At 42.1% G+C, this 25,092-nt stretch carries 26 protein-coding genes and 1 riboswitch; of the genes, 19 read left to right on the forward strand and 7 right to left on the reverse strand.

Annotation, left to right across the window (positions count from 1 at the left end; genetic code table 11):
• Positions 1-22: 22 nt before the first annotated feature.
• The 5 genes from nadA to metG all read left to right on the forward strand — a co-directional run bounded on the left by nadA (position 23) and on the right by metG (position 6,057).
• A complete protein-coding gene (gene nadA, locus PGU50_RS06285) occupies positions 23-931 on the forward strand; it encodes a quinolinate synthase NadA (protein ID WP_270246463.1) in 909 nt (302 codons plus the stop codon).
• A gap of 70 nt (positions 932-1,001) precedes the next feature.
• Positions 1,002-2,204, forward strand: coding sequence for an L-aspartate oxidase (locus PGU50_RS06290; RefSeq protein ID WP_270246465.1), 1,203 nt, complete (start codon positions 1,002-1,004; stop codon positions 2,202-2,204).
• A gap of 35 nt (positions 2,205-2,239) precedes the next feature.
• Complete coding sequence (nadC, locus tag PGU50_RS06295; protein ID WP_022220419.1) at positions 2,240-3,091, forward strand: carboxylating nicotinate-nucleotide diphosphorylase; 852 nt, start codon at positions 2,240-2,242, stop codon at positions 3,089-3,091.
• 110 nt (positions 3,092-3,201) lie between these two features.
• Positions 3,202-3,717: a transcription repressor NadR gene (locus tag PGU50_RS06300; RefSeq protein WP_118218414.1), complete on the forward strand. Its 516-nt coding sequence runs from the start codon at positions 3,202-3,204 to the stop codon at positions 3,715-3,717.
• Positions 3,718-4,152: 435 nt separating this feature from the next.
• Entirely contained in the window at positions 4,153-6,057 is a 1,905-nt protein-coding gene (gene metG, locus PGU50_RS06305) for a methionine--tRNA ligase (RefSeq protein ID WP_117558753.1), read from the forward strand.
• Positions 6,058-6,121: 64 nt separating this feature from the next.
• Here metG and PGU50_RS06310 read toward each other — a convergent pair whose 3' ends face one another.
• The 4 genes from PGU50_RS06310 to PGU50_RS06325 form a co-directional block, all read right to left on the reverse strand.
• Positions 6,122-6,358, reverse strand: a complete 237-nt coding sequence (locus tag PGU50_RS06310; RefSeq protein WP_117558755.1) for a hypothetical protein — start codon at positions 6,356-6,358, stop codon at positions 6,122-6,124.
• A gap of 172 nt (positions 6,359-6,530) precedes the next feature.
• The gene (gene thiC / locus PGU50_RS06315) at positions 6,531-7,841 is read right to left on the reverse strand and encodes a phosphomethylpyrimidine synthase ThiC (RefSeq protein WP_055297334.1); all 1,311 of its coding nucleotides are present in this window, start codon (positions 7,839-7,841) and stop codon (positions 6,531-6,533) included.
• Positions 7,842-8,114: 273 nt separating this feature from the next.
• Positions 8,115-8,621 carry an energy coupling factor transporter S component ThiW gene (gene thiW, locus PGU50_RS06320; protein WP_008374099.1) on the reverse strand — a complete coding sequence of 169 codons (507 nt, stop codon included), beginning with the start codon at positions 8,619-8,621 and terminating at the stop codon, positions 8,115-8,117.
• Positions 8,622-8,761: 140 nt separating this feature from the next.
• A riboswitch (TPP riboswitch) is annotated at positions 8,762-8,870 on the reverse strand.
• A 324-nt stretch (positions 8,871-9,194) separates the two neighbouring features.
• Positions 9,195-9,485, reverse strand: coding sequence for a hypothetical protein (locus PGU50_RS06325; RefSeq protein ID WP_022220418.1), 291 nt, complete (start codon positions 9,483-9,485; stop codon positions 9,195-9,197).
• A gap of 206 nt (positions 9,486-9,691) precedes the next feature.
• On the opposite strand from PGU50_RS06325, the gene PGU50_RS06330 reads away from it, so the two are divergent.
• The 6 genes from PGU50_RS06330 (at position 9,692) to PGU50_RS06355 (ending at position 14,903) form a co-directional block, all read left to right on the forward strand.
• Entirely contained in the window at positions 9,692-10,453 is a 762-nt protein-coding gene (locus PGU50_RS06330) for a TatD family hydrolase (protein WP_270246467.1), read from the forward strand.
• 33 nt (positions 10,454-10,486) lie between these two features.
• The gene (rsmA, locus tag PGU50_RS06335; RefSeq protein WP_008374094.1) at positions 10,487-11,371 is read left to right on the forward strand and encodes a 16S rRNA (adenine(1518)-N(6)/adenine(1519)-N(6))-dimethyltransferase RsmA; all 885 of its coding nucleotides are present in this window, start codon (positions 10,487-10,489) and stop codon (positions 11,369-11,371) included.
• Positions 11,361-12,044 (forward strand): TIGR00266 family protein, encoded by a 684-nt coding sequence (locus PGU50_RS06340; RefSeq protein WP_270246468.1) that lies wholly within the window; start codon positions 11,361-11,363, stop codon positions 12,042-12,044. Before rsmA ends, PGU50_RS06340 begins: the two co-directional genes overlap by 11 nt.
• Positions 12,045-12,154: 110 nt before the next feature.
• Positions 12,155-13,543: a citrate/2-methylcitrate synthase gene (locus tag PGU50_RS06345; RefSeq protein WP_270246470.1), complete on the forward strand. Its 1,389-nt coding sequence runs from the start codon at positions 12,155-12,157 to the stop codon at positions 13,541-13,543.
• A 155-nt stretch (positions 13,544-13,698) separates the two neighbouring features.
• Positions 13,699-13,956 (forward strand): HPr family phosphocarrier protein, encoded by a 258-nt coding sequence (locus tag PGU50_RS06350; RefSeq protein WP_022220417.1) that lies wholly within the window; start codon positions 13,699-13,701, stop codon positions 13,954-13,956.
• A 47-nt stretch (positions 13,957-14,003) separates the two neighbouring features.
• A complete protein-coding gene (locus tag PGU50_RS06355) occupies positions 14,004-14,903 on the forward strand; it encodes a LysR family transcriptional regulator (RefSeq protein WP_008374087.1) in 900 nt (299 codons plus the stop codon).
• A gap of 16 nt (positions 14,904-14,919) precedes the next feature.
• On the opposite strand, the gene PGU50_RS06360 is transcribed toward PGU50_RS06355, so the two are convergent.
• On the reverse strand, positions 14,920-16,008 hold the full coding sequence (locus tag PGU50_RS06360) for a DUF3810 domain-containing protein (protein ID WP_270246471.1): 1,089 nt from the start codon (positions 16,006-16,008) through the stop codon (positions 14,920-14,922).
• A gap of 724 nt (positions 16,009-16,732) precedes the next feature.
• Between PGU50_RS06360 and PGU50_RS06365 the strand changes: the two genes are divergently transcribed.
• Both PGU50_RS06365 and PGU50_RS06370 read left to right on the forward strand, forming a co-directional pair.
• On the forward strand, positions 16,733-17,866 hold the full coding sequence (locus PGU50_RS06365; protein ID WP_004844113.1) for a hypothetical protein: 1,134 nt from the start codon (positions 16,733-16,735) through the stop codon (positions 17,864-17,866).
• Complete coding sequence (locus tag PGU50_RS06370; protein WP_004844112.1) at positions 17,859-18,227, forward strand: hypothetical protein; 369 nt, start codon at positions 17,859-17,861, stop codon at positions 18,225-18,227. The genes PGU50_RS06365 and PGU50_RS06370 overlap by 8 nt, the downstream gene beginning before the upstream one ends.
• A 170-nt stretch (positions 18,228-18,397) precedes the next feature.
• Here the strand turns inward: PGU50_RS06370 and PGU50_RS06375 are convergent, their stop codons facing one another.
• Positions 18,398-19,237 (reverse strand): helix-turn-helix domain-containing protein, encoded by an 840-nt coding sequence (locus PGU50_RS06375; RefSeq protein WP_021865326.1) that lies wholly within the window; start codon positions 19,235-19,237, stop codon positions 18,398-18,400.
• A 283-nt stretch (positions 19,238-19,520) separates the two neighbouring features.
• On the opposite strand from PGU50_RS06375, the gene PGU50_RS06380 reads away from it, so the two are divergent.
• The 4 genes from PGU50_RS06380 to PGU50_RS06395 all read left to right on the forward strand — a co-directional run bounded on the left by PGU50_RS06380 (position 19,521) and on the right by PGU50_RS06395 (position 22,555).
• The gene (locus PGU50_RS06380; RefSeq protein WP_009244196.1) at positions 19,521-19,853 is read left to right on the forward strand and encodes a hypothetical protein; all 333 of its coding nucleotides are present in this window, start codon (positions 19,521-19,523) and stop codon (positions 19,851-19,853) included.
• A gap of 114 nt (positions 19,854-19,967) precedes the next feature.
• Positions 19,968-21,104 carry a replication initiation factor domain-containing protein gene (locus tag PGU50_RS06385; protein ID WP_270246472.1) on the forward strand — a complete coding sequence of 379 codons (1,137 nt, stop codon included), beginning with the start codon at positions 19,968-19,970 and terminating at the stop codon, positions 21,102-21,104.
• Positions 21,097-21,282 carry a helix-turn-helix domain-containing protein gene (locus PGU50_RS06390; protein ID WP_004844108.1) on the forward strand — a complete coding sequence of 62 codons (186 nt, stop codon included), beginning with the start codon at positions 21,097-21,099 and terminating at the stop codon, positions 21,280-21,282. The genes PGU50_RS06385 and PGU50_RS06390 overlap by 8 nt, the downstream gene beginning before the upstream one ends.
• Positions 21,283-21,349: 67 nt before the next feature.
• Positions 21,350-22,555: a tyrosine-type recombinase/integrase gene (locus PGU50_RS06395; protein ID WP_009244191.1), complete on the forward strand. Its 1,206-nt coding sequence runs from the start codon at positions 21,350-21,352 to the stop codon at positions 22,553-22,555.
• 358 nt (positions 22,556-22,913) lie between these two features.
• Here PGU50_RS06395 and PGU50_RS06400 read toward each other — a convergent pair whose 3' ends face one another.
• Positions 22,914-24,284, reverse strand: a complete 1,371-nt coding sequence (locus tag PGU50_RS06400) for an MATE family efflux transporter (protein ID WP_117835388.1) — start codon at positions 24,282-24,284, stop codon at positions 22,914-22,916.
• Between the two features lie 235 nt (positions 24,285-24,519).
• On the opposite strand from PGU50_RS06400, the gene PGU50_RS06405 reads away from it, so the two are divergent.
• Both PGU50_RS06405 and spoIIID read left to right on the forward strand, forming a co-directional pair.
• Entirely contained in the window at positions 24,520-24,705 is a 186-nt protein-coding gene (locus tag PGU50_RS06405; RefSeq protein WP_055297325.1) for a hypothetical protein, read from the forward strand.
• Between the two features lie 62 nt (positions 24,706-24,767).
• Positions 24,768-25,022, forward strand: a complete 255-nt coding sequence (gene spoIIID / locus PGU50_RS06410; protein ID WP_055155744.1) for a sporulation transcriptional regulator SpoIIID — start codon at positions 24,768-24,770, stop codon at positions 25,020-25,022.
• The last annotated feature ends 70 nt before the right edge of the window (positions 25,023-25,092 follow it).

Genomic DNA, 25,092 nt, shown 5'->3' on the forward strand with positions numbered 1-25,092 from the left:
GTCAGTAAGGGAGGATCACGTTATGACAACGGTGGAAAAGATACAGAAGCTTAAGAAAGAGAAGAATGCTGTCATTCTGGCACATTATTATGTGCGGCCGGAGGTGCAGGAAATAGCAGATTATATAGGGGATTCTTTTTACCTGAGCAAGGTAGCGACGAAGCTCCAAGAAAAGACAATCGTATTTTGTGGCGTTTCCTTTATGGGGGAGAGTGCGAAGATCCTGAATCCGGAGAAAACGATTCTGATGCCGGATATGACAGCAGACTGTCCGATGGCGCATATGGCAGATGTGGAGACGATCCGGAAGATGCGGAAAGAATATGATGATCTTGCTGTTGTCTGTTATATCAATTCAACGGCAGCACTGAAAGAATACTCGGATGTCTGTGTGACATCTGCAAATGCAGTGAAGATCGTAAAAGAACTTCCGAACAAGAATATTTTCTTTATTCCGGATCGGAATCTGGCACACTTTGTGGCCGATCATGTACCGGAAAAAAATTTTGTTTACAATGATGGATTTTGTCCGACTCATGAACGGATGGAACCAGAGGATGTAGCCGAGGTGAAAAGGAGACATCCAGGGGCACAGATCGTCGCACACGGAGAATGCCGTGCAGAACTTCTGGCGATGGCAGATTACGTGGGAAGCACATCAGGAATCATCCAGTATGTAACGGCAAGTGACTGTCAGGAATTCATTATCTGTACAGAAGAGGGTGTGGGCTACAAGCTGAAGGAACAGAACCCGGAGAAGACATTCTATTATCCGGATAAGCTTCCGGTATGTCCGAATATGAAAAAGAATACGCTGGAGAAGGTGCTATATGTTTTGCAGACTGGTGAAAATGAGGTTCACGTAGATGCAAAGCTTCGGGAAAATTCCAAAAAACCGTTAGAGAAAATGCTGGAGCTTGCTGCAAAATAAAAGAACCGGAAAATCAGAAATAAGAAACAACAGGTGACCGGCTAAGAGAACCGGAATTGGAGGGATAAAGTTGGAGATTAAGACAGATGTAGTGATCGTTGGAACGGGAGTTGGTGGAGCGTTTTCAGTACTGAATCTTCCGGAGGATAAGCAGATCCTTATGATTACCAAGTCAGATCTGGAAAGCAGTGATTCATTTCTGGCACAGGGTGGAATCTGTGTACTTCGTGATGATGAGGATTATGAGGGATATTTTGAAGATACAATGCGCGCAGGCCATTACGAGAACAGGAAAGAATCGGTGGATATTATGATCCGCAGCTCGCAGGAAATTATTCATGATCTGATTGAATATGGTGTGGATTTTGCTAAAAAAGACGGAAATCTTGCATTTACAAGAGAAGGTGCGCATTCCAGACCAAGGATTCTTTTTCATGAAGATATTACAGGGAAAGAGATTACGAGTAAACTGCTCATGCATGTAAAGAAACGAAAAAATGTACAAATACACGAATATACAACTATGACAGACATAATTGTTAAAAATGGAAAATGCGCAGGTATTTTAGCGAAGACGGCAGACGGTGAAGAGATGAAGATCTATGCACAGGATACGATTTTTGCAAGCGGTGGAATCGGAGGAAGATACCAGCATTCTACAAACTTTCCACATCTGACAGGAGATGCGCTTGATATTTCCAGGAAGCATGGAATCCGTCTGGAGCATCTGGATTATGTCCAGATCCACCCGACAACTTTGTATTCTTCAAAACCAGGGCGAAGATTTCTGATTTCAGAATCTGTCCGTGGAGAAGGCGCAGTTCTTTATAATAAAGACGGAGAACGTTTTGTAAATGAGCTTCTTCCGAGAGATGTGGTGACAAAAGCAATCCGGGAACAAATGGAAAAAGACGGAACGGATCATGTATGGCTTTCCATGGAAAATATTGATAAGAATACGATCCTGGAGCATTTCCCAAATATCTGTGAGCGGTGCCGGGAAGAAGGCTATGACGTGACAAAAGAGTGGATCCCGGTTGTTCCTGCACAACACTATTTCATGGGAGGCATCTGGGTAGACAGCGACAGCAGAACTTCGATGGAGCATCTGTATGCGGTTGGAGAGACCAGCTGCAATGGCGTCCATGGGGCGAACCGTCTGGCAAGTAATTCTCTACTTGAGAGCCTGGTGTTTGCAAAACGTGCGGCACATAAGATTTCCGGAGTGGAAAATGCAGTAAATCCTGTACTGTTCTGTAAAGAGGCAATATAAAAGAAAAAGATCTGTTTAGAATGAGGAAAAAAGAAATGAATAAGATTACGATGACATTGAATGTAGACCATCTGATAAAAGAAGCACTGCAGGAGGACATTTCCAGTGAGGACGTGACCACTAATGCGGTGATGAAAGAAGCGGTGACCGGAGAGGTGCAGCTGATCTGCAAACAGGATGGAGTAGTTGCCGGGCTGGATGTATTTCACAGAGTATTTGAAATTCTGGATGAAAATGTGAAGACAGATTTCTATTGTAAAGACGGTGACGAAGTGAAAAAAGGAGAATTGATGGGGATTATTACAGGCGATATCCGTGCGCTGCTCTCAGGGGAACGGGTGGCACTGAATTATCTGCAGAGAATGAGTGGAATTGCGACTTATACACATTCGGTTGCAATGCTTCTGGAAGGAACGAAGACGAAGCTTCTGGACACCAGAAAGACAACGCCGAATATGCGTATTTTTGAAAAATATGCGGTCCGTGTCGGTGGAGGATACAATCATAGATATAATCTTTCCGACGGAGTGCTTTTAAAAGACAATCATATCGGAGCGGCAGGAAGTGTGGCAAAGGCGGTGGAAATGGCAAAGGAATACGCACCGTTTGTCCGCAAAATTGAGGTAGAAGTTGAGAATCTGGATATGGTGCGTGAGGCTGTTGATGCGGGAGCAGATATTATTATGCTGGATAATATGTCGCCGGAGGATATGAAGGAGGCAATCCGGATTATTGACGGACGTGCAGAGACAGAATGTTCCGGAAATGTAACAAAAGAAAATATTGACCGTCTGACGTCTCTTGGAGTAGACTATATATCAAGTGGGGCACTTACCCATTCTGCTCCTGTCCTTGACATTTCGCTGAAGAATCTGCATGCTATTTAAGCCGGTCTGGATTCAGTAAGAGTGAAGACAGGATTTGGCAGACAGAAGAGGAAAGTCTGTAATACGTCAGGCACAGAGCAGAATTGCAGAAAAAGGAGAGTTATATCGGGATGACAGGTTCCAGACGAAGAGAAGAGATTGTCAGCAAAATAAAGAGCAGTGAGGTTCCGGTACCCGGGAAAGAACTGGCGAAGGTATATGATGTAAGCCGTCAGGTCATTGTACAGGACATTGCGCTGATCCGTGCAGCCGGATATGATATCATTTCAACCAACCGGGGATATATTCTGAATGCACCACATTCGGTAACAAGAGTGTTCAAAGTCAGTCATACGGATGAACAGATGGAGGATGAGCTTTGTTCGATCGTAGATCTGGGTGGCAAGGTGGTAAATGTAATGATCAATCACCGGATTTATGGGCATATGGAAGCGCCTCTTGATGTGGCATCGCGAAGAAATGTCAAAGAATTCATGGAAGGAATCCACAGTGGAAAGTCCAGTCCGCTTAAGAATATCACTTCCAACTATCATTATCACACAGTTGAAGCGGATTCGGAAGAGACACTGGATCTGATCGAGCAGGTATTGAAGGAAAAAGGCTATCTGGTGTCAAATACGCCTTGACAAGTTTCTGATATCTGTGATACGATTTTTCTGATATAGGAAAAGCGATGATGAAGAGAGTAGGTCTTTTGAATGTTTACAGAGAAGTCCCGCAGAGGCTGAGAGGGATGGCTGGAGAAGGACTGAAGATGGCTTCTGAGCAGCGCAGGTGAACATAAGGAAGCAACGAATCAGTTTCTTGTGCAAGCATGCGATGGGTTCCGCCCGTTACAGCGGCGAGTGCAGATATAGACTGCCAAAAGCAGCAGACTGTACCCGGTGAGATTCTTCCTGTGAGGGAAGGATGAAGAGAAGTGGTAACACGGTAATAATCCCGTCTTCTATATTTTATAGAAGGCGGTTTTTTATTTAACAGGAAGTCTTTGTTAAATAAAAGGCACTACGTGCCGGAGATGTGCACTATTTTTAATTTATAGAAAAAGGAGATAAAGAATCATGGCAGACAAACCAAAATATTATATTACAACTGCAATTGCCTATACATCAGGCAAGCCACATATCGGTAACACATACGAAATCGTGCTGGCAGACGCAATTGCACGTTATAAGAGAAGTCAGGGATATGATGTATTTTTCCAGACAGGAACTGACGAGCATGGACAGAAAATTGAATTAAAAGCAGAAGAAGCAGGTGTTACACCAAAGGAATTTGTAGATAACGTATCCGGGGAGATTAAGAGAATCTGGGATCTGATGAACACTTCTTATGACAAATTTATCCGTACAACGGATGATTATCATGAGAAAGAAGTGCAGAAGATATTCAAGAAACTGTATGACCAGGGAGATATTTACAAAGGACACTACGAAGGAATGTACTGTACTCCATGTGAATCCTTCTTCACAGAATCCCAGCTTGTAGATGGAAAATGTCCGGACTGCGGACGCCCGGTACAGCCTGCAAAAGAAGAAGCATACTTCTTCAAGATGAGCAAATATGCAGACAGACTGATTGAATATATCAATACACATCCGGAATTTATCCAGCCGGTAGCACGTAAGAATGAGATGATGAACAACTTCCTTCTTCCGGGACTTCAGGATCTTTGTGTATCCAGAACTTCTTTTAAATGGGGAATTCCGGTAGACTTTGATCCGAAGCACGTAGTCTATGTATGGCTTGATGCACTTACAAACTATATCACTGGTATCGGATATCACTGTGATGGTGAAAGCGATGAAATGTTCAATAAGAACTGGCCGGCAGACCTTCATCTGATCGGAAAAGATATCATCCGTTTCCATACGATTTACTGGCCGATCTTCCTGATGGCACTTGGACTTCCGCTTCCGAAGCAGGTATTTGGACATCCGTGGCTTCTTCAGGGCGATGGAAAGATGAGTAAATCAAAAGGAAATGTACTCTATGCAGATGAGCTGGTAGATTTCTTTGGAGTAGATGCGGTCCGTTACTTTGTTCTGCATGAGATGCCGTTTGAAAATGATGGCGTAATCTCCTGGGAGCTGATGGTAGAAAGACTGAATTCCGATCTTGCCAATACACTTGGAAACCTTGTAAATCGTACCATTTCTATGACAAACAAATATTTTGGTGGTACTGTTACTGATAAAGGTGTGGCAGAAGAAGTAGATGCAGATCTGAAAGCTGTGACAGAAAATACACCAAAGGCAGTAGAAGCAAAAATGAACGAGCTGCGTGTGGCAGATGCAATCACAGAAATCTTCAATCTGTTCAAACGCTGCAACAAATATATCGATGAGACCATGCCGTGGGCACTGGCAAAAGAAGAAGACAAGAAGGATCGTCTGGAAACAGTTCTGTGGAATCTGATCCAAAGCATTTCCGAAGGTGCAAAACTGCTTGAATCTTTCATGCCGGAAACAGCTGAAAAGATCCTGGCACAGCTTGGTGGCGGACATGTGGTAGAAAAACCGGAAATCCTGTTCCAGAGACTCGACCTGGAAGAAGTCATGAAAAAAGTAGAAGAGCTTCATCCAAAGGTTAAAGAAGAAAAGGAAGAGGAAGAAGAAGGAATCGACATCGAAGCAAAACCGGAGATCACTTTTGAAGATTTTGAAAAGATGCAGTTCCAGGTAGGCGAGATCATTTCCTGCGAAGCAGTCAAGAAATCCAAGAAGCTTCTCTGCTCACAGGTTAAGATCGGAAGTCAGGTAAAACAGATCGTTTCCGGAATCAAAGCACACTATACACCGGAAGAAATGGTAGGTAAGAAGGTTATGGTTCTTGTGAACCTGAAACCTGCAAAACTCGCCGGAGTGCTTTCAGAAGGTATGCTGCTCTGCGCAGAAGATGCAGATGGTAATCTTGCGCTGATGACACCGGAGAAGAAGATGCCGGCAGGAGCAGAGATCTGCTAATCAAATGATTGGATAAATAAAAACGAGGAGAAGAATCCAGGATCTGGAAACTTCTCCTCAATTTTTAATGTTGAGAATTGTCTGATTTTTTTTCATCTGTGATACTTTCTTCGCTGTTCAGCTTTGATTCTAAACCTGTATTCTTTTCTTTCAGTGTGGCAAGCTGGTGATTCAGCTCCAGATTTTGTGAGTACAGTTTTTTGTTCGACTGTTTGAGTGTATGTATTCTGCACATCGAAAAAATAAGGAGAATAGCAAGTACAATAAGAGTAACATCTTTCCACATTATTTTATTTTTCATAAACCTTTCCCTCCCGTTGCATCCTTTTTGCTGTGTAATAATTATACAGCAAACTCGAAAATTTACCACTGGCAAAGTGCTATATTTTGTAGAACAAATAGAGCGAAAATTAGTGAAAAAGAAAAGAATCGGATAATTTCCGATTCTCTTCTTTTGCAAGCAATCTTTAAGTTTACAGAATATCAATATATTCTCCGGCAAGTGCTTTGTTCATACTTCTTACAGCACAGAATTTTCCGCACATACTGCAGGTATCGCTGTGGTCGTCTTCTGGTTTACGGCTGTCACGGATCGCTTTTGCTGTTTCAGGATCGAGAGCGCAGGCGTACTGTGCATCCCAGTCAAGAACACGGCGTGCATCTGCCATCTTGTCATCGATATCACGTGCATGCGGGATACCTTTTGCAATATCAGCGGCATGGGCTGCAATCTTAGAAGCAATGATTCCCTGCTTGGTATCATCGACATTTGGAAGTGCAAGATGCTCGGCAGGTGTGACATAGCACAGGAATGCAGCTCCGCTCATTGCTGCAACAGCGCCACCGATGGCTGCAGTGATGTGGTCATATCCAGGAGCGATATCTGTTACCAGAGGTCCGAGTACATAGAACGGTGCGCCCATGCAGATGCTCTGCTGTACTTTCATGTTGGCAGCGACCTGATCCAGCGGTACATGTCCAGGTCCTTCGACCATAACCTGTACATTATGATCCCATGCACGTTTGGTCAATTCTCCGAGACGTACAAGTTCTTCAATTTGGCATACATCTGTTGCATCAGCAAGACATCCCGGACGGCAGGCATCACCAAGAGAAATAGTTACGTCGTATTCTTCGCAGATGTCGAGGATTTCATCGTAATGTTCATAGAATGGGTTTTCTTCTCCGGTCATGCACATCCATGCAAAGACAAGACTTCCTCCACGGCTTACGATGTTCATTTTACGTTTATGTTTTTTGATCTGTTCGATGGTTTTTCTTGTGATTCCACAGTGAAGTGTGACGAAGTCCACGCCATCCTCAGCATGAAGACGGACAACATCAATAAAATCCTGTGCAGTAAGAGTTGCCAGGTCTCTCTGATAATGAATAACACTGTCATAAACCGGTACGGTTCCGATCATAGCCGGGCATTCGTGAGTCAGCTTCTGGCGGAATGGCTGGGTATTACCATGGCTGGAAAGATCCATGATTGCTTCTGCGCCGAGATTAACGGCACTCATAACTTTCTGCATTTCGATATCGTAGTCTTTGCAGTCGCGGGAAACACCTAAGTTAACATTGATCTTGGTACGAAGCATGCTTCCGACACCTTCCGGATCAAGGCAGGTATGTTTTTTATTTGCACAGATGGCAACTTTTCCTTCTGCGACAAGCTGCATCAGTTTTTCAACCGGCATATGTTCTTTTTTGGCTACAGTTTCGATTTCCGGAGTCAGAATTCCTTTTCTGGCAGCGTCCATCTGGGTTGTGTAATTTCTCATGTTGTTTTGCCTCCGTTTCTTATTGGTTTGTGAGTATCACAAAAATCTGGCGTCAGCAAAACACGGACAGCGTACACGAAAAAAACCAGACACAGCCTGATTGGTACACTTCCAGTTCGGAATGATAGAATTGCTAACGCCTTTGTCGGAAAATTTCCGGCAATGAACAGGATTTTATTTGAAAATCTCTGCCTTTTATTACGCGATACAAGGTGGTGTCCCCGGTGTAACGCGGTTTCATTTACAGCAGAGTGCTGTAAGAATGAATGATGATTATGCTTCTTTGATCTGTGACATAACGCCGCCTTTTTCCAGAACTGTGATCAGGATGAAAGCAAGGATGCTTCCTGCGACAGTGGAAATAAGGAATGGAACGACATAAACGAAAAGTCCTGCCGGCGCAATTCCCATCAGATACAAAGCAACCGGATAAGCGGCAAGTGCGCCAAGGAATCCGGTTCCGATCGCTTCGGCAAGGCAGGTAAGACTTAAGATGTGGCATTTTTTGTAGACAAGACCACAGCATAAAGCACCGACCATGCTTCCAGGGAAAGCCATAAGGCTTCCGAGGCCGAGCAGATTGCGGAGTAAACTTGCACAGAATGCAATGCCGACGCCCCATGCAGGACCAAGTGTTACGGCGGCAAGAATGTTGACCATATGCTGTACTGGAGCGCATTTGCTTCCGGCAACCGGTACACTGATAAAGCTTCCGACGATTGCAAGCGCGGTGAGAACACCGGCAAGTGCGAGTTTCTTTGTTGTATTATTTTGTTTCATAGTAGAGTTCTCCTTCCTTTTAAATAAAAAAGGAACTCCACACCTGAGTGGAGTTCCTGCTGTCCGTAATCACGGAACACGTTGTCAGCGTGTTCTGATCTGTCATGTAAAAAAATAAGAGATGCGGAGGCATCTCTATCAAATACATGGTATACATTCCCTCCGTTGGCATTATCCAAATCAGGTTACAGGTCGGGACAGATAAAATCCCCTCTCAGCCAGTTATCTCCAGCTCCCTGGTACATATGAACTTGTACAAGTAGAATTATAGCGCGGCAAGCCGGATTTGACAAGAGAAAATGAAAAAGTATCTCAGAAAAGACATTGTGCAGTTACTGTTCACTCCCGTGTCAATCACTTCGCTGATTGACACGGAGGATGCATGTTTTGGCTTGAATGCATCTCGCCCCATCGCCAAAGGCGATTTAAAATGGCGAGATGCGTTGCTGGTCGCACATCGTGTGAACAGTAACATTGTGCAGAATCAGAGTACATTTTTGTACAATAAAAGACGGACAGAAAGTTCTGCCCGTCCAGAATTTCATTACCGTTTTATGTAGAATACAGCAGAGATTAGCTGAGCTCTACCTTTAAAGCATCTTCCGGTTTGAATTCATTGTAAAGGTCATAGATGTTGTGACCAGTAGACTCGCTGAGGACACGACCTTCCAGAGAGTAGCAGCGGATGAAACGCTTTTTATCGATTGCTGACCAATGCTCTACATCCCAGCTCATGTATCCGTCTTCATCAGACTTCTTTTCTTTCAGGTATACATCAACCTGGCGTCCGTCTACCATAATGTCTACAAGTTTCTTTGTGTCGGCTTCCAGCTCGACATTGTTTACAGTGTCAAATACTTTCATTTTAAAATCCTCCTATAATATCTGATCAGAATCTTCAGAAATATATTCCCCATACATTTGCAGATGTGATCTATTTGCACTATCTATAGTATACATAGAAGAAACCGGATAAGCAAGTAAAAAAAGTGACTATTCAGCGGCTAAGAATGTGTGGTATACTTAGAACATCTTAGAGCAGTCAGTAAAAAGAAAGCGAGACGAAGGAAATGATATTTGATACACATGCACATTATGATGATGAACAGTTTGACGGGGACCGGGATGAGCTTTTAAAATCTATGCCGGATCTTGGAGTTGGAACAATCGTGGATGTAAGTGCGACTTATGAATCCTGTGAGAAGGTTTTGGCACTTGCCGGAAAGTATCCACATGTTTATGCTGCAATCGGTGTGCATCCGGATGAGGTTGGAGAACTTAACGAAGATAAGATCCAGCACATGAAAGAACTCTGCTGTAACAAAAAAGTGGTTGCAGTCGGAGAGATCGGTCTGGATTATTATTGGGATAATGAACCGCATGAGGTACAGCAGAAGTGGTTTATCCGCCAGCTGGAGCTCGCGGGAGAAGTAAAGAAACCAGTAATTATCCACAGTAGGGAAGCTGCCGCAGATACCATGTATATCATGAAAAATTATGCACAGGGGCTTGGCGGAGTTATTCACTGCTATTCCTATTCGCGTGAAATGGCTGAAGAATATGTGAAGATGGGATTCTATATTGGAATCGGCGGAGTCGTCACATTTAAGAATGCAAAGAAATTAAAAGATGTCGCAACTGCGATCCCGATCGAGAAGATCGTGCTGGAGACAGACTGCCCGTATATGGCACCGGAGCCGTACCGTGGCAAACGGAATCAGTCTTCTTATATCCGGTATGTGGCTGAGAAAATTGCAGAGTTAAAAGAGATGAGTCCGGAAGAAGTGATCGCTGTGACAGAGAAAAATGCGAGAGATCTGTACGGCATCTAAGACGCAGGCAATGAATAATCAGGAGAATAACAGATGAAAACACCTACACTTGGAAATCCGCAGAATACCATTGAGATTCTGCAAAAATATAATTTTAATTTTCAGAAAAAATTTGGACAGAACTTTCTGATCGATGAGCATGTGCTGGATAAGATCATTCGTGCAGCCGAGATCACAAAGGATGATTACGTATTGGAGATCGGTCCCGGAATCGGGACGATGACACAGTATCTTGCCTGTGCGGCAAGAGAAGTAACGGCAGTTGAGATCGACCGTGCGCTGATTCCAATTTTGGAAGACACGCTGAAAGAATATGACAACGTATCGATCATCAATGAAGATATCCTGAAGGTGGATATTGCAGCACTTGCAAAGGAGAAGAACGGGGGACGGCCGATCAAGGTGGTTGCGAATCTTCCATATTATATAACGACACCGATCATCATGGGCTTATTTGAAAGCCATGTGCCGCTTGAGAGTATTACGGTTATGGTACAGAAAGAAGTGGCTGACCGTATGCAGGTAGGGCCGGGAACAAAGGATTATGGTGCACTTTCACTTGCTGTACAGTATTATGCAGAGCCGTATATTGTTGCAAATGTACCACCGAACTGTTTTATGCCGCGTCCGGCAGTCGGATCAGCAGTAATCCGCCTGACAAGACATCAGAAGCCTCCGGTAGAGGTTATGGATGAAAAGCTGATGTTCCGCCTTATACGGGCATCTTTTAATCAGAGAAGGAAGACTTTGGCAAATGGCCTTAAGAATTCAGGAGAGTTGAATCTTTCGAAGGAAGTCATTACTGCTGCGATAGAGAAACTCGGAAAAGGAAGCAGTGTCCGGGGCGAAGCACTGGATCTGGAAGAATTTGCCAGACTGACTAATATTATAAAGGAGGAAATGGAGCATGAAGTATGAAATCAAGGGTGATACCCTTCCGGTAGTGATTTGCCATCTGGAAGCTGGCGAGCGGATGATCACAGAGCGGGGATCCATGGCATGGATGTCTCCGAATATGAAGATGGAGACTTCGACAAATGGAGGATTTGGAAAAGCATTTGGAAGAATGTTCTCTGGAGAAGCGATGTTCCAGAATATCTATACCGCACAGGGCGGGAATGGACTGATTGCATTTGCATCCAGCTTTCCGGGTTCGATCAAGGCATTTGAAATCGGACCGGGGCAAGAATATATTTTTCAGAAAAAAGCATTCCTTGCTGGCGAACCTGGAGTAAATATATCTGTTCATTTTCACAAGAAAGTGGCTTCAGGACTATTTGGAGGAGAAGGATTTATCTTGCAGAAGGTATCCGGAAATGGAATTGTATTTGCAGAATTCGATGGACATGTGGTAGAATACGAATTACAATCGGGTCAGCAGATCGTGATTGATTCCGGTTATTTGGCAGCGATGAGTGTAACATGCCAGATGGATATCCAGACTGTGCCGGGACTTAAGAATATTGTCTTTGGCGGAGAAGGATTATTTAATACGGTTATTACAGGACCGGGACATGTATGGCTTCAGACAATGCCGATCAGCAGTGTGGCAGATTCATTGAGACCATATTTTCCAACAAGTAGTAAGTAGTTTACAAATAAGAAGAAGGGACGGGGGACGATGCTAAAAGTGCGTGTTTCCGTCCTTCATTCATACTTTCTGCAGTATTTGCAGAGCCTTTAACAGAAAGGAGTAGGTGTATGACAAATTCAGTGAACAGTGCGAAAGATCTGGATAGCATTCTGTTTGATATTTCGCCGAAAATCAAGGAACTTGCCGGATTATGTGAAGCGAATACCGGGATCGACAAAGAACTTTTTGTAAAGCATGATGTAAAAAGAGGTCTCCGTGATGTAAACGGAAAAGGAGTCCTTGCGGGACTTACCAACATTTCCGATGTATGTGCCAAAAAGATTGTAAATGGCGAAGAAGTTCCGTGTGCCGGTAATTTGTATTATCGAGGCTATAACATCAAGGATCTGGTTCGTGGATTCTTGGATGCGGATCATTTTGGATATGAAGAAATTGCATATCTGCTTCTTTTTGGTGAACTTCCGACGGTTGTACAGTTGGATGGGTTTCATGAGACACTGACGGAGAGAAGGACACTTCCGCCGAATTTTGTGCGCGATGTTATTATGAAGGCACCGAGCCATGATATGATGAACAATATTTCAAGGGCGATTCTGAATCTGTATTCTTACGATGAAAAAGCCGATGATACTTCAATCCCGAATGTTCTCAGACAGTGTCTGAACCTGATCAGTGAATTTCCGATGCTGATGGTCTACGGATATCATGCATACAATTATCATCAGGGTCAGGATATGTACATCTATGCACCGGATCCGCAGAAGTCCACCGCGGAAAATATTCTGATGATGCTTCGTGAAGACCGACAGTATACGGAGCTGGAAGCAAGGATTCTGGATATGGCACTTGTGCTGCATATGGATCATGGTGGTGGAAACAACTCTACATTTACTACCCACGTTGTCACTTCGTCCGGAACAGACACTTATTCTACAATTTCTGCTGCAATGGCATCGTTAAAAGGTCCGAAGCACGGCGGTGCGAACATCAAAGTGACGCAGATGTTTGCTGATATGAAAGAAGAGGTCAAAGATTGGGAAGATGACGATGAGGTAAGAGCATATCTGGAAGGTCTGCTTGCAAGGGAGAGGTTTGATAAAAAAGGTCTGATCTATGGAATGGGTCATGCGATTTATTCAGTATCTGATCCACGTGCTGAGATTTTCAAGAAATTTGTGGCTCAGCTTGCACATGAAAAAGGATACGATAAAGAATACGCACTTTATGAGAAAGTGGAACATATGGCACCGGAAATCATTGCCGAAAAAAGAAAGATGTATAAAGGGGTAAATGCAAATGTCGATTTTTACAGCGGACTGGTTTACCATATGCTTGGAATTCCGGAGCAGCTTTATACGCCGATCTTTGCCGCAGCGCGAATCGTTGGATGGAGTGCACATCGTCTGGAAGAGCTGATCAATGTGGATAAGATTATTCGTCCGGCATATATGCCACTGGCAGAGTATAGAGAATATAAAAATTTAAATGACCGATAGTGTTGACAAACTGCTATGTAGTATGTAAAATAAAGAAACAACTGATATGCTCAAATGACATATCAGACATTTCAAAGAGATATTTCTCAAATTGTACGATATTGTGTAAACTAGACATCAGGAAAAAAAGACTTGCGGAGGGTGGTTGACCTATTATGGTACAGAAGAATATACGTTTTATGACTACAGGACAATTGATGACTTTTTGTAATGTTTGCCAGAAGATGAATGCAGATATTACGGTAAAGGATGTGACAGGACGTTTCGAGATCGATGCCAAATCGATCGTGGGACTGATGACGATAAGAATGGGAGAGAAGATGCATCTTCTGATCGAAGGCGAAGAGGAACATCTGGCCGACAGTTATTTTGAAAAATTTGACTGTACACCGGTTACGATTCCGTTCAGTTAAAGGCGGCACTGGATATGCCGGAGATATACGGAACAAGGAGCAGGAAGATGGAAGTTACCTATGATTATTACCGTATTTTTTATTATGCGGCAAAGTATAAAAGTTTCTCACAGGCGGCGACAATCCTGATGAGTAATCAGCCGAATGTAACGAGGGCAATCCACAATCTGGAAAGTCAGCTTGGATGCAGATTATTTATCCGGTCTAACCGGGGAGCAGAGCTTACACCGGAGGGAGAACGGCTTTATTCACATGTTGCAATTGCATACGATCATCTGCATGCAGCAGAGCTAGAGCTTGAAAATGAAAAGAAGCTGGAACAGGGAACCGTAACGATCGGGGTAAGTGAGATTGCATTGCATTTGCTTCTGCTTCCGGTGCTGGGAGAGTTTAGAAGAAAGTATCCTAAAATCAGACTTCGCATTTCGAGTTATACAGCACCACAGGCGATACAGACGGTTCGGAACGGACTTTCAGATTTTGCGGTAGCATCTACACCGGCAGAGGTGAAAAAGCCTTTAAAGGCAATTCCGCTTCTTTCATTTAAAGAAATTCTGGTTGCGAATGCGGCGTACAAAGATATGTTTAAAGAACCGGTAAGTTTGAAAAAGCTGGTAGAGTATCCATTTATCTGCCTTGGGAAAAACACGTCAACTTATGATTTTTATACCAGATTTTTTCTGGAGCATGGAATTGCAATGACGGCAGATACCGAAGCAGCAACCATCGATCAGATTCTGCCGATGGTAAGACAGAATCTGGGAATCGGGTTTATTCCGGAACCGCTTGCACAGGAAGTGATCGAGCAGGGCATTGTCATTCAGGTTCCACTATTGGAAGAACCACCGGTAAGAGAAATCTGTTTTGTGGAAGATAAGAGCAGCCCTCACAGCATGGCGGCAAACGTATTGAAAGAGATGCTGTTTCAGGCTGGAGAGAAAGAGTAAACTTTATAAGAAAGAATTATTTTGACCGGAACCAGGTGATCATCAGATCAACCATCCGGTCATAACTTTTTATCCCGTCACTTTGGCCATTTGCTTTCAGATAGTGGTCATTGATCTGACCAGATACTTCGGCGACCTTGCTGTCATATCGCTTCCAGAAGCTGCTGTTAGCCGAAAGATCTGCCTTTACATTGTCAGAGAGCCTGTTGTAGATTTCCTCAAAGGTGTCGTAGTCGGCTTCGTAAAGTTCATTGGTTGCGTAGATCCAGCCAAGAAGATAGCCGCTGTAGTTGAAGGCGGTATCGTCGGCATTTACACAGGCGAGAAAACCGATAAAATTTGCTTCTTCCTCCTGCATAAATCCACGCAGATGCGAAAGCTCGTGACAGATGGTAAATGGAAGATTGTAGGAAACCATTGCGGAGTTATAGTTTGCCTCAATGGTAAATGGTGAATAGATCCCGGAAAGATTCTGTACTGAGAGAAAAGCCGGAAATAAAAGACCTTTTGGCTGTGGATAGTATCCGGAAAGTTCAGGGTAGGTAGCACCGAGGGAGAACATAGCAGCCCGTGCACGATCCTGCAGATCCTTACCCATATCAGCAAGACCGTCAGAATCCCGGTCTAAAGAATCAGAAAGTGCATTTAACTGATCAGTCAGTTCGTTGCATAAAGAGGTCAGTTCAGCCAGAGCATACTGACCGGATTCCAGGTGATATTTTTCTGCAAATGAAGTATGTCCGTAGTTGATTCCGCAGAAAAAAGTATAAATGGTAAACAGACATCCGCAGAGAAGCAGGAGTGAGGAACCGTAGCCGAGCCAGGCCGGGGTCTTTTTTTTGGCATACATTTTGTAAATGGAGCTGACCAGCATCCGGATCAAGGAAAGAAACAGAAGAATGACAAAAATATACAATCCAATTTCAGAAACAGAAAATGGGAAGATTCCGAAAAAGCGTCCGATGGACGAAACGAAAAGCGGGTAAATGGTGGAAGAATACCAATCCGCGAATGCAGAGCTTTTGTGGCTGATGAAAAGAGCAAGGAAACTTATGGCAAATAAAAGAATTGAAAAAATCAGTTTATGTAAAGTAGGGCGTTTCATAATAAATCCTTTCCGGTAATTGAGGATAAAAAGTATGATGTACCAGAGAGACATTCGTGCAAGGTTGTAAAAGGTTTGAGTTCATTTGATGATGAATGGCCGTGACTAACGTTCTGTGCAGGTAGATATCCGGGCACACGGTACTGCATTTACAAATAAAATATGGGACGGAGGATAACCTTCGTCCCAGAATAATATTCTGTAAAAATCAAAGTGCGGCAATCGGGCATGCCCGATTGCGCTCACTTTATGAGGGGGGAGATAGTTGTTTCCCAACTATCCATTTATTACTATACGATGAAAATGTGTCAAAAGTGTTAAGAAATTATAAAATCTGATTAAAAATATAAAAATGATAGGTTTATAGAATATTAAAAAAATCCACAACGCAAGAACCTCTCCATAATGGAGAGGTTCTTGGTGTTTTTATTGTTATCTAAAAGGAATGAGGGATTATCGAACTGGTTTATATTGTGTTACAAAGTGTTGTAAAGCCCGGAATTACAGGCTTTTTTAAAATTGACTTACATATAAAGTGTTATATTTATTTATCCTGATTTGACCGAAATTTGCCCCGAGATTCTTTGTTTGGATTTGTTTGAAAATAGTTTGATAAAAATAAAATAGAATGAAATATTTGAAATAAACATAAAAAAATATAGACAAAATAGGGAATAAGATATAATATTAAAGTAAATATATAATCTAAGGAGGAAGGATATTTATGAGAAAAATTTTTAAACGATTTGCTTCACTTTTGACAATCTTTATATTGACTATTATGTCAATAGTTCCTGTCCATGCATCGGAGAATACTTCTGTTGTAAATGTTACGGATGATTTGGCGATACAGATGGCAGAACGTTTTGCAAAGGGAATAGGAGAAAATAGCAATATTGTTGCTAATAATCCGAGAAAATTTTATGATACAACAGGTCAAGCTATTGGATATATTGTAAATTACAATTTAGAAAACAAACCATATGGATATGTAGTTTTTGATACTACGTGTGAATCTTTGATATCAGAATACTCATTTGGTAATAATTCAGCAAATCCATATGAGGTGATTTATCAAAGTGAAGCAAATGTATTTAGTGAAAAAGCAAATACCTCTGAAATATATAAAATAGCTCCGTTTGAATATGGTATTGTTGATAATTTGGGAAAGATTAGAACGAATTATGGTGAAACATTAGAAAAAACAGTACTGTCCTTGAATGAGAGTAGGGGAAAAGACCCAGCTACTTGGGATGAGGTTTTGCTAGATATTGATGAAGTTTATGAAAACTACACGCTTGTTTCAACAAATCATCTTCAAGAATTTATTTCCTTTAATGAGCCGTATATAGAAAGTGTAACAGGACATTATGCATGTGCAGTTAGTGCATTATTAGCATGTGGTGCATATTATAATGCTGTTGATTATACAGATATTGCAGGTGATTATATGGATATTTGGGATTCAACAGGAACGACAGTTTCATCGGAGAGTGGAGGAATAACATATGGTTCAACAACTATTGGCAATATTGGACCTGGATTTGTGGACTTTTGTGCTGGAAAGAATGTTTCTGTAACACAAAATACTGACTATAGTCCCAATTATAATTTTTTCACTAATTGCATTGATAGAGGAGATATAGCAGTTGTCCATTGTGGTATAATTAGCAGTGATACTGGAGAACGTGCGGGGCATTCAATGGCAGCAGAGGGATATGCAACTTTGCGAGCATATAATTCTGGAAATACAGTACATACATTGATGGTATTTGATGGATGGGGGGATACAGTACGTTATTTGAATTTTGATTTTGATAGTTGGACAGACATATCGGGGACTACATTTAATGGATAAGAAACGATTGATTTTGTTAATCATACTTTTGCTTGCAATAGTATTAATTGTGCTTGGCGTAAAAGGAAATGTTTTTAAGGAGAATCGTCAAAATATGGAGTTGCGTTCTAGTGGAGATGATAATTCTCATTGGTTTCATTTGAGTGGGGTTGTTGTAGAGAAAACTTTTGATACACTTTTAATAGAACTAAATGAGAAGGAAGAAAGTAGTCTATTTTTTGATACGACAAAAGTTAGTTTAGATTGTACTAAGTGTAAAGGTGATCTAGAACAAGTATCAGAAGGAAATGTTATTAAATTTTATTTTTTTAAGTATAATATTGATGGTGAAACGGTAAAAATTGAAAGAATAGTAAGATAAAAGTATAAGTAAGAGTTCTGCTATCAGAACATTATTATTAGTGAGGTAAAGGAACAAGGCGAAGCCGAGACGCCGTAGGGCAGTCCTTTACGGAACGGACACAGCCAATACCATCATGATACATAAGTGGACTTGAAAGGTCACAAACCTTGCAAGTCCTCTTGTTTATCTTATGGGTTACTTCTGTCGGATTGCATTTTCCGATAGACCGCTTCTTTCGTGGCTTCTCGGAAAAAGCTATCCTGTCTGGTATATGACAGATGTTCATTCTGGATATAAGCGTCTGATTCGCAATCATATTCGTAAGGGATTACCTGTGCTGTTCCCTGTTTTTCATCAATTCCATAGATAATTACTTTGGAATCTCTCAATGCCAGTCCGAGTGTCAGAAAGCCGGAAGTGAAATAATTGTTGTTGTGTGGAGCGGTTATGCTTTTCAGTGCATGAAAGAAGTCTGCTACTTCCTCAGTCTGTCCATTCTCAAAAGCCGGAATGATATGTAAGGTGTTGTTTGCCTTATCTGCATATGCCCGGCAGACCAGAACGGAAGAATCCGCTTTTTGTATGATACCGTCAAAATAATCGCCGGAGTATGCAGTTGGCTGATAGAAAATGGCGGTTTCTTTTGTTGTAAGGTTATGATAAGTCAGAAAGCCGTTTACAAGCCGGACAATCTCGATATCATCCCCGTAGGTAAATCCGTTCTGCTCTAAAAGAGAATAGAAAGTTCTGGTAAATTCTTCCGGCAGTTCAATCCCCAGTTTTTCTGTGATAAGCATATCTACATATTCTTTAAATGAACCATACAGAAGTTCATTCAGCGTCATATTGCCCAACGTGGCAATCTGCTTCAAGCGTTTCTCATTGGGAAGATTCACACCCTTTTCCCAACTGTTTACAGAGCCTTTCGGGGCATTATCTATGATTTCCCCAAACTTCTGCATACTGTAACCGTATTTCTTGCGTATCTGTAAAATTCGTTTTCCTACTGCTTCTTTATTCACAAACATATGCACACCTCGTTTCTGTTTTCATCATAACACAAGATAAGGATAAATGTAAGGGTAAAATTATAATAAGTTATAAAAAGATATAGTTAAGCGTTTGAAATACAAAAATAAAAAGTAAGGGAAAAAGTAAAATAATTGTTGACAAGAAGAAAAAACAGGTCTATGATGAGGTTAAGAGGTAAGGAGAAAAGTAATGAAATAAATATAGACGTGGATATGAAAAGGACTTGTCACACTTACCAGACACTCATTCACCATGATTTCAAAAAAGGAGAAATGTAGCATGCAGATTACATTGACAAAAGAACAGGTCAGAGAAGCGTTCGGGGAACTCCGTTACATGGGAGCAGACTACTGCTACAAGTATGATAAGGAAACCCGGAAGAAAACCGAGGAAGTGGAAGCATTGAAACTTCACCTCGGAAGCATGAAACTTGGAAACAGCGTAGATATCCGTCTGGAAGCAACAGAACTTCCAAAGGTAGAGCCTTACACAGTGGTAGAACTAGAAGAAGCGGTATATGCCCCTTATGTGCAGAGAGGAAACTTCCCGGTATTGGTGGACAGAATCTCCTGCAAGGGTATCCGTGTTGTTACCGGAAAAGGAAACGTGTAGAGACTGTTCCCGGAAATTCTCTGCGGACTGCTCCGTACAGCGTGAAAGGAGCAAAGGGAGTAGAGGAAGTTCCGGGAACGTGGCGAAAGCCACGGCATACTACGAAAGGCAGGGATGATGATAACAGAGGTAATGAAAATTTCAGAACCCCCCTATACTAACAGGGGGGTAACTCGTCAGAAAGAAGATTTGACAGCACTGATTGACTGGTGTCAGATTACTGTCAAAGGTGTAGACGTGTTCATAATCATAGAAGATATCTTGCGGATTCCACTGAGTTTTATGGAACTGCATGGTAAGGAAAAAGGAATTGCTGGACACGAACTGATAGCAAGATTTGACAATATCAAGATTCTGAAACCGACAGGAAATGCACAGTATGAGGGATTTCAGATTCTTATGAGTGGTTCGGGGTGCAGGAATTATGAAAATTTCCTTATGATGAATAAGGAAACATGGTTTGATTTTCTGGAAAGAGTTTGCAGATACCCGGTGAATTTTCCGAGGATAGACTTGGCAATCGACGATACAAAGCCTTATCTGTCTATCCCGGAATTGATTCGTCTGAAAAACGAGGGGCTGATATCTAGTCAGTTGCGTGATACAGCAGAGAATCGTTCTGATAGACTGAAAGAGGATGAAATAGAAGCGCAGGGAAAAACACTATATCTCGGCAGTAAACACAGTGATTTTCGGATTACATTCTATGAAAAGGGATATGAACAGGCAGAAAAGTTCGGAAAAGAACTCAACCCGGACTGGAACAGATATGAACTTCGATTCCGGCACAAAAAAGCGGTCAGATTAGTAGAAGAACTTCTGAAAGACAGGGATGTGGCACGGATTGCGTTGTCTGTATTAAACGAGAAAGTGCGGTTTTTACAGAAGCCGGAAAACAGCACGGTTACAAGAAAACGGCTTTATCCTACTTATCCCCCGTGGGAAGAACTCATGCAGGATGTAGGGAAGATAAAGTTGACCATGAATCCAGAGAAAAAGACACTGGAACGAACATGGCAGTGGCTGAACGTAGCAGTTTCGCCCTCTTTAAAGCTAATGGATAAAATCGGAAAACTGGATAACAGAGATTATATCCGCCAGCTAATAGAACGGGGGCAGATGAACGAAGAACAACAACGCATATATGAGGACTATAAAAAATCTTTCCTTTTGAGGGAAGAAGAAAGGAGAATCTTTGACAGAACACACACAGAAAACGATACAGACAAAGAAAGCCCTTACAGTGAATGAAGCGTCAGAGTATACGGGAATTGGAAGAAATAATCTGCGAAAGCTGATTACATGGCAGAAGATTCCGGTCATAAGGATTGGAAATAAGATTCTTATACGCTCTGAGGTTTTAGACCAGTTTTTGAAGAAAAACGAAGGGCATAATCTGAAAAATAAATATGAAGTAATTGCAGTATAAACACAAATAAGCATATAATACTGTCAGACCAGTTCTGATAGTCCTTGCACGGAAAGGAGCGTGCAGATTGGGCAAGGACTTAAAAGGAAATCCATTACCGCCGGGAATTATGCAGAGAAAAAGCGGAATTTACAGAGGGCGGTTTTATTACAAAGGAGAAACGTATACAAAAGATAATGCGGACTTAAAAAAGTTAGTTCAAGAAATGGAAGATTTACGCTATGAAGTCAAGCATGGGTTGAAAGGAAAGGGCGATAATATCACTCTGGATACATGGTTTGATATCTGGCTGAATACCCATAAGAAGCGGACTATCAAGGAGAGTACACAAGTACGTTATGATGATTTTTACAGACGTTACATAAAGAAGCAGATAGGAAAACAACGTGTGGCAGATTTTAATCCGATTATTTTGGAACGTCTGCTTCAGAATATGGCAGATGATGATTACAGCACAAAGACTATACGGGATGTGTATAATATTCTCAATGCTATGTTCAAATATGCAGTGCATAACAGGATTCTTACATTCAACCCATGTGCAGGAGTGGAAGTTCCCAAAACAAAGACAAAACAGATACGGGTACTGACTGTGAAAGAACAACGGGAAGTATTGGAACACGCAAAGGAGAGAATACACGAGAATCTCATACAGGTAGCACTCGGAACGGGAATGCGTGGCGGAGAACTGCTTGGGCTTACATGGGATGATGTAGATTTTCGGAAACGGGAAATTTCTGTAAATAAAACGTTGGTGTATATCAAAGATAAGGAAACAAAGAAGTATGTATTCAAGTACCAGACACCAAAGACAAAGAACAGTATACGGACGATTCCCATGCAGGACAGTGTGTATAAGGCTTTAAAACGTCAGTGGATTCAGTTGAAAGAAATGCAGTTGTCAGCTAGTGAATGGCAACCATTAGAGGGATTTGAAAATCTTGTGTTTGTTGGAAAGAACGGAAAACCGATTACAGAACACACCTTTCAAGTGACGTTAGACTGGATAGAAAAATCTATCAATAAGGAACGAAAAAAGCAGGCAGAGAAAAACAAGACAGTGTTTATACCGATTCCGCATTTTTATCCACATGCACTTCGTCATACTTTTGCAACGCGTTGTTTTGAAGCCGGGATTGACGCAAAGGTAGTACAAGGATTCCTCGGACATTATTCCATAGCAATCACACTGGATTTGTATACGCACGTCACAGATGATAAAGCAAAATCGGAAATGGATAAATTACAGAATTTGTATAAGGAAATCATATAATCAGAACAAGAATAAGAAAGAGAATAGAAAAGGTGCAACATTTCTTTAGAAAATTATTTGACCGAGATTTGACCGAAGCGGATTTTGCAACAAGTACAGAACAGCGAAAACCCGCTAACCACAAGGGCTAACGGGCTTCGTTGTTTTATAGTTATCTAAAGGAATGAGAGTAAAGTGCAGCAATCAGAATTCTGACTGCTTCTACTTTATGAGGGGGAGATAGTTGCTTTATCAACTATCTGATTATTAGTATACAGATAATTTGTGACAGAAATATGTTCAAACTCTAAAAAAAATCAAAAAAATATGAAGAAGAAATAAACAAAACAGGAAAAAATAAAAAAGGTGGGTAGTTAAATTAATTGTCATTAGCGTCAGGTAGGTGTCTGCTGGTGTGGTGGAAGGTGAAGTAGAAAACAATTCCTTTGGTGATAGAGGTAATTGTAAGTGCCCACCATACACCATTCAGACCGAGGCTGGTTTGAGTGAGGATCATGGCAAGTGGGATTCTGGCACTGGTGAGGACAATGCTGATGATACTGCAAAGCTTTGTCATACCAAGACCGGAAAGTGCGCCGATGGTCATAAGCTCAATGGTCATAAAGGTTTCGCTGAATCCGATGATGATCAGATAGTTGATCGCAATCGCCAGAACATCTTTTTCGTGGAAGAAAAGGGAAGCAATCGGTCCTGGCAGGAATACGAAAGCACCGGTTACAATGAGTCCCCAGACAGCGAGGATTTTAAATGAAATATTATATCCTTTCCGAATACGGTCTGGTTTCTTTGCACCGTAGTTCTGACCAACGAAAGCATTTAACGCAGCAGCAAAGCCGTCAGCAGTGTTCCATGAAACAGATTCAATCTGTCCGCCGACTCGCTGTGTGGCAATGGCACCTGCCCCGAATGCAGAAACCATTCGTGTGAGAATCATGGAAATCATGCAGTAAATACTGCTCTGTACTGCTGTCGGAAATCCAATTTTAAAAATACTGATGTAGTATTTTGCAGGGAAACGCGACAGTACATGCATGTTTTGCAGAATATTTGGTTCCAGATCAGAGTGCATAATCCGAATCAGCATGACGATCAGAACCAGTATCTGCGAGGTCACGGTAGCAACTGCAGCGCCAACAACCTCAAGCCTTGGAAATGGTCCAAATCCGAGGATCAGAATCGGATCCAGGATCATATTACCAACCAGTCCAAGAAGATTTGCCATAAGCGGTGTCTTGGAATCTCCCTGCGCAGTAGAAAGTCCGGTCAGAGTCAGATTTAAAAATGAAAACAGAATCAGTCCGCAGGTGATCAGTGTATATAATTTCGCAGCGGTATAAGTTTCTGCATCTCCGAGGTTAAAAAAGCCGAGCAGCGGATGAATAAACACGATACATATTGCAGCAAATAAAATTCCCAGTAAAAATGTAAGTCGCAGAGCGGAAGCGGCATATCCCCTTGCCTGTTCATAGTCTCCGCGTCCGCAGGCCTGTGCGACATTGACCTGTCCGCCCATTCGCGGAAGTGCCACGAGCCCTTGTGAGAGCCAGACGTACATTCCCCCAACGCCCACCCCGGCAACGGCTTTGGAACCCAGCATGCCGATCCATGCCATGTCCGTAATATTGTAGGCTGTCCCCAGCAGCGAGGAAGCCATGATCGGAAGTGCCAGCTCTGCCAGCGTCTTTAGAATCGGCCCGGAAGTCAGGTCGATTGTTTTTGTTTTACTCATTTTCTCAAATCCTTACCTGTAAAAATAATAAAATTCACCAGTGCTGCAAATATGTCAGCATGGCGTACTATGATAAGGATAACTTATGAGGAGGGGAAAGTCAATCTGGAGAATTCGCGAAATAAACATGCCCTTTCAAGGAAGGATGGAGAAGATAACCAGAATTCCAAAATAAAAGCCTTTGACTGCACGCCGCGTGCAGCTATAGGCTAGAAAGGAAAAGCAGGGGAAGCTGATGGAAAAAATAATAGTACAAAAACTTCATGAAATAGAAGAAAAAGAGCATGGTAAAATATTACTGGCAGGTCAGTGGATTCTGGAGAGTGAAATAGCAGGATTGAGAGAGAAAGCGGGAAAATTAGGGGAAGAAAAAAAGGTAAGTTGGGAGAAATTGAATGAGATATTTTTGAAGGAAGTTTAATCAGACATACATCCCTTCGCCTTTGCATAGATTGTAAAAAAACAAACTATGCAGGGGTTTTTATGAAAGATTATATCGAGGAGAGAGCGGTTGAGATTGCTTATTATATTATTGAAAATAAGGCGACGGTGAGGCAGACGGCGGTGGCGTTTGGGGTAAGTAAGAGTACCATACATAAAGATGTAACAGAACGCCTTCTCCAGATCAACCCATCTCTTGCAGGTGAGGCGCGAAAGGTTCTGGATCTGAACAAATCGGAACGGCACATCCGGGGCGGACTTGCTACCAGAGAAAAGTACCTGCATCAGCACGCATAAAAAATCCTTTTCTTTGCAAAAAGATGGTGTATTACATTTTTACAGTATATAATAGAGAAAACGGGGATAT

Source organism: Coprococcus sp. AM11-30B (assembly GCF_027674365.1).
Classification (GTDB): domain Bacteria; phylum Bacillota; class Clostridia; order Lachnospirales; family Lachnospiraceae; genus Allocoprococcus; species Allocoprococcus comes.

Bases quoted from the DNA above. Each gene is read 5' to 3' on its own strand.
- nadA (WP_270246463.1), top strand. From the start codon at position 23: ATGACAACGGTGGAAAAGATACAGAAGCTTAAGAAAGAGAAGAATGCT.
- nadC (WP_022220419.1), top strand. From the start codon at position 2,240: ATGAATAAGATTACGATGACATTGAATGTAGACCATCTGATAAAAGAA.
- PGU50_RS06300 (WP_118218414.1), top strand. From the start codon at position 3,202: ATGACAGGTTCCAGACGAAGAGAAGAGATTGTCAGCAAAATAAAGAGC.
- metG (WP_117558753.1), top strand. From the start codon at position 4,153: ATGGCAGACAAACCAAAATATTATATTACAACTGCAATTGCCTATACA.
- PGU50_RS06310 (WP_117558755.1), bottom strand. From the start codon at position 6,358: ATGAAAAATAAAATAATGTGGAAAGATGTTACTCTTATTGTACTTGCT.
- thiC (WP_055297334.1), bottom strand. From the start codon at position 7,841: ATGAGAAATTACACAACCCAGATGGACGCTGCCAGAAAAGGAATTCTG.
- thiW (WP_008374099.1), bottom strand. From the start codon at position 8,621: ATGAAACAAAATAATACAACAAAGAAACTCGCACTTGCCGGTGTTCTC.
- PGU50_RS06325 (WP_022220418.1), bottom strand. From the start codon at position 9,485: ATGAAAGTATTTGACACTGTAAACAATGTCGAGCTGGAAGCCGACACA.
- PGU50_RS06330 (WP_270246467.1), top strand. From the start codon at position 9,692: ATGATATTTGATACACATGCACATTATGATGATGAACAGTTTGACGGG.
- rsmA (WP_008374094.1), top strand. From the start codon at position 10,487: ATGAAAACACCTACACTTGGAAATCCGCAGAATACCATTGAGATTCTG.
- PGU50_RS06340 (WP_270246468.1), top strand. From the start codon at position 11,361: ATGAAGTATGAAATCAAGGGTGATACCCTTCCGGTAGTGATTTGCCAT.
- PGU50_RS06345 (WP_270246470.1), top strand. From the start codon at position 12,155: ATGACAAATTCAGTGAACAGTGCGAAAGATCTGGATAGCATTCTGTTT.
- PGU50_RS06350 (WP_022220417.1), top strand. From the start codon at position 13,699: ATGGTACAGAAGAATATACGTTTTATGACTACAGGACAATTGATGACT.
- PGU50_RS06355 (WP_008374087.1), top strand. From the start codon at position 14,004: ATGGAAGTTACCTATGATTATTACCGTATTTTTTATTATGCGGCAAAG.
- PGU50_RS06360 (WP_270246471.1), bottom strand. From the start codon at position 16,008: ATGAAACGCCCTACTTTACATAAACTGATTTTTTCAATTCTTTTATTT.
- PGU50_RS06365 (WP_004844113.1), top strand. From the start codon at position 16,733: ATGAGAAAAATTTTTAAACGATTTGCTTCACTTTTGACAATCTTTATA.
- PGU50_RS06370 (WP_004844112.1), top strand. From the start codon at position 17,859: ATGGATAAGAAACGATTGATTTTGTTAATCATACTTTTGCTTGCAATA.
- PGU50_RS06375 (WP_021865326.1), bottom strand. From the start codon at position 19,237: ATGTTTGTGAATAAAGAAGCAGTAGGAAAACGAATTTTACAGATACGC.
- PGU50_RS06380 (WP_009244196.1), top strand. From the start codon at position 19,521: ATGCAGATTACATTGACAAAAGAACAGGTCAGAGAAGCGTTCGGGGAA.
- PGU50_RS06385 (WP_270246472.1), top strand. From the start codon at position 19,968: ATGATGATAACAGAGGTAATGAAAATTTCAGAACCCCCCTATACTAAC.
- PGU50_RS06400 (WP_117835388.1), bottom strand. From the start codon at position 24,284: ATGAGTAAAACAAAAACAATCGACCTGACTTCCGGGCCGATTCTAAAG.
- PGU50_RS06405 (WP_055297325.1), top strand. From the start codon at position 24,520: ATGGAAAAAATAATAGTACAAAAACTTCATGAAATAGAAGAAAAAGAG.
- spoIIID (WP_055155744.1), top strand. From the start codon at position 24,768: ATGAAAGATTATATCGAGGAGAGAGCGGTTGAGATTGCTTATTATATT.